The organism is Mycobacterium sp. (assembly GCF_032161845.1).
Classification (GTDB): domain Bacteria; phylum Actinomycetota; class Actinomycetes; order Mycobacteriales; family Mycobacteriaceae; genus Mycobacterium.
The window spans coordinates 1-5,141 of record NZ_JAVRQA010000399.1; the positions used below are offsets into that span (position 1 = coordinate 1).

Sequence of the window (5,141 nt, forward strand, 5' to 3'; positions counted from 1 at the left end):
CGGCCTGGGTGATGCGGGACAAGGGGGAGCGACTCGCCCATAATCGGGTGTGGCTCAAGGCCAAGGGAGCCATGCCAGACGACCCGGTGATCCACGCCGCGGCGTTGGTCTACTCGTCCGACACGACGGTCCTCGACTCGATCATCACCACCCATGGGCTGTCGTGGGGTTTCGATCGCATCTTCGCGGTGACGATGAATCACTCGGTGTGGTTTCACCGTCCCATCCGCTTCGACGACTGGGTGCTGTACTCGACGACGTCGCCGGTGGCCGCGGAGTCCCGTGGGCTCGGCAACGGGCACTTCTTCGACCGGGGCGGCCGGGTGTTGGCCACCGTGGTTCAGGAGGGAATCGTCAAGTACTTCCCAGGGTCTGCCGCGGCGGACTGATGCTGAACTTGGTCTGAATGTCGTTCAGCCAGTTGTCGGTGCAGGACTCGACGGCCTTTTGATCGTTGCCGGCCCGCATGGCGCAGTCCAGGTAGTCGGTGCCGCCCGAGTCGCGCCAGGCGAAGATCCAGATCACGGCGAAGGCGACCGCTGCGACGACCGCCACCACGCCGAGTGCGATTCCGGCCGTGGCGATTCCGCTGTTGTTCGCCTCGCCGCGTGCAGCGCGCCCACGGCCGAGGAAGCCGAGGATGACGGCCACCACGCCGCAGCCGATGCCGCCGACGACCGACCAGCAGAGGAGCAGGCCGGCGATGGCGACGGCCAGTGCAGCGTTACCTGTTCCGTTCCTCGGGCCGGTCATGTCTGCCGAGGGTAGAGCACGGGGCAGGTCATGCCACGGGGTAGGTGATGGGTGGCGACGACGACGGTGCGGTTGGCCGCGAAGAACCCGTCCGGCGCCAAGAGTTCGCGCAGGATCCGATCGGAGTCAGCAGCATCGAGGTGTTCGGTTGGCTCGTCGAGAAGCACGACCGGAAGGTCGCAGATGAGGGCACGGGCGAGTAGTAGTCGCCGGCGTTGTCCTGCGGAGACCGCTGCGGCACCACCCGTCAGAATCGTGGCCAACCCGTCCGGAAGCTTCTCCACCCAATCGCCAAGCCCGACCGCGCCGAGCGCCGCGAGCAGTTCCTGGTCGGTCGCGTCACCGCGGGCGACCAGTAGGTTGTCCCGCACGGTGGTGTCGAACAGGTGCCCGTCTTCGGGGAAGAAGCCTGCGGTGAAGGGGTTTTCGTGCTCCGCGGCGATCGCCATCAGCGTCGTCGTCTTTCCGGAACCGCTGTCGCCGACGATGGCCAACCGGTCACCCTCGGCAATGTCGGGTGGGTAGACGGCCGGCCTACGTCGGGCGGTCGGGTCGACGTCGGTCAGGTCCAGAAGGCGTCCGGCTGCGATTCGGGCCCGGGTCAGTTGGATGGCGGCGGCGGGAAGCGCCGCGGTCGCCTCGAATGCCGACAGCGGGAGCAGGACGAGGATCGCCAACGTCGTCGGGGCCACCACGGAGGCGAGCGATATTCCGATCATCACGGCACCGAGCACGGCGGCGGCCATCGCGGCGACCGGCGCGGCTGCTCCGAACGCGGCGGGCAATGCGGCCCGGTCGGCGGCAGCGCCCCAATCACGTTGGCTGCGGGCAGATTCGGCGATGACGCCGTCGAGGCGGCCTGCCACCCGAAGCTCGGGGGCGTGTTCGAGCGCCAGCATGGTGTAAGCATCGCGGGACGAATGATGTGCTACGGCAATGTCTTCAGCGGCGGTGGCGGCGCGGGCGGCCAACCAGGGTGCGATCACCCCGGCAAGCAGGAGACACCCGACCAGTACGGCGGCGGCGGCGGGTGAGATGACGGCGATGACGGCGACGGAAGCCGTCGACAGGATCGCAGCCACCGCGATGGGCAGCACCGCGCGGACCAGCACGTCGGACAACTCGTCGACAGAGGCGCCGACGCGGGAGGCGATGTCACCCACCGACAACCGCAGCACGGTATCGGCGGGTCCCTGCGCCAACGAGCGGTACAGCCGGGCCCGCGCGGTGCCTGCGGCGCGCAGGGCGGTGTCGTGCGAGGCCAGTCGCTCGCAGTAGCCGAGGACGCCTCGGCCGATGCCGAGCGCGCGGACGGCGACCACCGCGACGCTGAGGTCCAAAATCGGTGGCATCTGCCAGGCCCTGGCGATCAGCCAGGCCGAGACGCCCGCGAGTGCCAGGGCACTGCCCAGCGCCAACACGCCGAACAGGGCCGCCATCGCCAGGCGCGGCAGTCTTGGACGCAGGAGGGCGAGCCCGGCGATCAGCGGATCAGTGCGCGACACAAATCTCGCCTCCGACCTGGATCACGCGGTCACCGATGGCGCGGACGGACTCCCGGTGGCCGACCACCAGCACCGAGGCGCCATCGCCCGCGATCTCCCGGATCGATTGCAGGACATGCCGTTCCCGCACGCCGTCGAGGTGTGCCGTCGGCTCGTCGAGCAGCAGGATCGGCCGTTTCGCGCCGAACGTCCTGGCCAGGGCCAGCCTCTGACGTTGGCCCAGCGACAGACCGGCACCGTCGCGGCCGATGACGGTGGCCAAACCGTCTGGCATGGCGGCCAAGACCTCGTCGAAAGCCGCTTGGCGGCAGGCTACTTCGAGATCTGCGATGGGGCCGAACAGTTCGAGGTTCTGGCGCAATGTGCCGGGGATGAGGGCCGGCCGCTGAGGCAGCCAGGCGATCTGGCCCCACCACTGGCGAGGGTCGAGTTCGGCTATGTCGTGCCCACCGACCAATACTCGACCCGAGGTCGGCACGACGAGGCCGAGGAGGGCGTGCAGCGCCGTCGACTTGCCCGCGCCGTTTCCTCCGGTGAGGACGGTGACCGTGCCGGGCTCGACGTCGGCCGACAGCCGGTGTGGCGCGTCGCCGTTGCGGGCGGCCACGCTGATCGTCTCGAGGTGAATCGACGTGCTCGTCGGCGTGCGACCCCCTGCCGGGGACCGAGCGGCACCGTCGAGCAGTGCGAGCGCCTTCGCCCTGGCCGTCCTGCCGTCCTGCGCTGCGTGAAATTCGGCGCCGACCCGACGCAACGGCCAAAAGACCTCGGGTGCCAGCAGTAGCGCAGTGAGCCCGGCGGCAAGGTCGATTTCGCCGTACACCAGTCGCAGCCCGACGCTGACGGCGACGAGTGCGACACCGAGGGTGGCGAGGAGTTCCAGCACCAACGACGACAAGAAGGTGATTCGAAGGGTGGCCATGGTCGATCGGCGGTGAGCTTCGGCCAGTGCGGTGATGCGGTGCTCAGGTCCGTCGGCGCGGCCGAGCGCACGCAGGGTGGGGATACCCGAGATCAGGTCGAGCAGTCGGGATTGCAGAGTGGTCATGGCCTTCAGCGCCGCCGCGGAACGTTCCGCGGTGACGAGGCCGATGAGCACCATGAACAGCGGCACCAGGGGCAGCGCGACGAGGACGATGACGGCCGCTTGCGCGTCGTAGTACGCCATCGTCACCACCGCGGCGGGGGTGAGGACGACGGCTTGGATCACCGCAGGCAGATAGCGGGTGTAGTAGGGACGTAGGCCGTCGAGGCCTCTCGTCACGAGTACCGCGGCCTCGTCGTGGCGCGCCGCCAGTTCTCGCGGCGGCAGCGCGGTGACGCCGGCGAGCAGCTCGCCGCTCAGGTCGGCGATCGCGGCGGTGGCCCCGCGTTGACTGAGGCGGCCTTGCACCCACTGCGCGACGACGCGAACGGTCCACAGCGCCAACAGAATCCACAGTGCGTTCGACCAGTGGCCCAGCGTTCGGGTGTCGGGTTCGGAGATGATGCCCGCCAGCAGGTGCGCCAAGAGCACGGCACACGCGATGGCTGCGGCGGTGATGACCACCCCGCAAACCGCCGTTGCCGCCAGGTGGCGTCGCATCATCTCGGTGAGAGACCGATCGGCGGAGGAATCCGGTCGGCCGAGATGCGTTGGCGGAAGACCCAATAGGTCCATCCCTGGTAGCCGATCACCAGCGGCGTGAAGACGAGCGCCGCCCACGACATGATCTTCAGGGTGTATGGCGAGGACGACGCGTTGTGGACGGTGAGGCTCCAGGCCGGGTTCAACGTCGATGGCACCAGATCCGGGTACAGCGAGCCGAAGAGCAGGATCACCACCGCAGCGACGACGGTTGCCGTGCACGCGAAGGCCCACCCGTCACCACCGCGGCTCCACACCATCATGACGGCCGAAATCTGTGCGACGGCGGCGATGCCAAGCACCAACCACGTCCAGTCGTTTCCGTACGCCATTTCGGTCCACAACCCGAACACCGCAACCACGACCGTCACCGGCACGCCAAGGCGGCTGGCGAACCGCACTGCGTCGTCACGCACGACACCCTCGGTCTTGAGCGCAATGAAGACCGCGCCGTGAAAGGCGAACAGACTCGCGGTGGCCAGGCCGCCGAGCAGAATGTAGCCGTCAAGCAGATCGGTGATGGAGAGTTCGATCTGCTTGTCCGCGTTGACGGGTAGCCCGTGCACCAGCGCGGCGAACGTGACGCCCCACAGCACGGCGGGCACCCACGATCCGACCGCAATCGCGACGTCGGCCCACGCGCGCCACTTCGGGTCGTCGATCTTGCCGCGCCACTCGATCGCGCAGATGCGGACGATCATGGCGACGAGGATGGCCAGCAGGGGCAAGTAGAGGCCCGAGAACAGCGTCGCGTACATCTCGGGGAACGCCGCGAACATCGCACCGCCTGCGGTGATCAGCCAGACTTCGTTGCCGTCCCAGACCGGTCCGATGGTGTTGAGTACGGCCCGCTCGTGCTGTTCGCGCTGACCGACCGGGGCACGCCGCCCGAAGAACTTCATGAGCATTCCGACGCCGAAGTCGAAGCCTTCGAGGACGAGGAAGCCGAGGAAGAGCGCCGCCAGTGCGATGAACCAGAAGTCCTGTAGTCCCATGTCGGCCTCCTCAGTACGCGAACGACAACGGCGCGACGTCGTCGTCGCCTGGCGGCGTTGGGGGTGCCGGCTCGGCGTCATGCTCAAGGGGGCCCTCGACGACGTAGCGCCGGATCAGCCAGAACCAGATGCACGCGAGCGCGGCGTAGAGCGCGGTGAAGACGATCAGTGAGGTCAGCACCATGCCCGCGGAGTGGTGCGAGACGCCGTCGGCGACGTTGAGCCGGATCATCTGATCGCCGGTCGGGTTCGGCGCAACCA

The 5,141-nt window shown here is 68.3% G+C and carries 5 protein-coding genes and 1 pseudogene; 1 reads left to right on the forward strand and 5 read right to left on the reverse strand.

Annotation, left to right across the window (positions count from 1 at the left end; all coding sequences use genetic code 11):
- A pseudogene (locus QOD90_RS21555) lies at positions 1 to 389 on the forward strand (acyl-CoA thioesterase II); the annotation flags it as partial.
- On the opposite strand, the gene QOD90_RS21560 reads toward QOD90_RS21555, so the two are convergent.
- The 5 genes from QOD90_RS21560 to QOD90_RS21580 all read right to left on the reverse strand — a co-directional run.
- Entirely contained in the window at positions 355 to 753 is a 399-nt protein-coding gene (locus tag QOD90_RS21560; RefSeq protein ID WP_526352866.1) for a DUF4190 domain-containing protein, read from the reverse strand. The pseudogene QOD90_RS21555 and the gene QOD90_RS21560 overlap by 35 nt on opposite strands.
- The gene (locus QOD90_RS21565; RefSeq protein ID WP_526352867.1) at positions 750 to 2,258 is read right to left on the reverse strand and encodes an ATP-binding cassette domain-containing protein; all 1,509 of its coding nucleotides are present in this window, start codon (positions 2,256 to 2,258) and stop codon (positions 750 to 752) included. Before QOD90_RS21565 ends, QOD90_RS21560 begins: the two co-directional genes overlap by 4 nt.
- Positions 2,245 to 3,843 (reverse strand): thiol reductant ABC exporter subunit CydD, encoded by a 1,599-nt coding sequence (gene cydD / locus QOD90_RS21570; RefSeq protein ID WP_526352870.1) that lies wholly within the window; start codon positions 3,841 to 3,843, stop codon positions 2,245 to 2,247. The genes QOD90_RS21565 and cydD overlap by 14 nt, the downstream gene beginning before the upstream one ends.
- Positions 3,843 to 4,880 carry a cytochrome d ubiquinol oxidase subunit II gene (gene cydB, locus QOD90_RS21575; protein WP_526352868.1) on the reverse strand — a complete coding sequence of 346 codons (1,038 nt, stop codon included), beginning with the start codon at positions 4,878 to 4,880 and terminating at the stop codon, positions 3,843 to 3,845. Before cydB ends, cydD begins: the two co-directional genes overlap by 1 nt.
- Before the next feature lie 10 nt (positions 4,881 to 4,890).
- Positions 4,891 to 5,141: cytochrome ubiquinol oxidase subunit I (locus tag QOD90_RS21580; RefSeq protein ID WP_526352869.1), on the reverse strand; the 251-nt coding region annotated here is incomplete at its 5' end.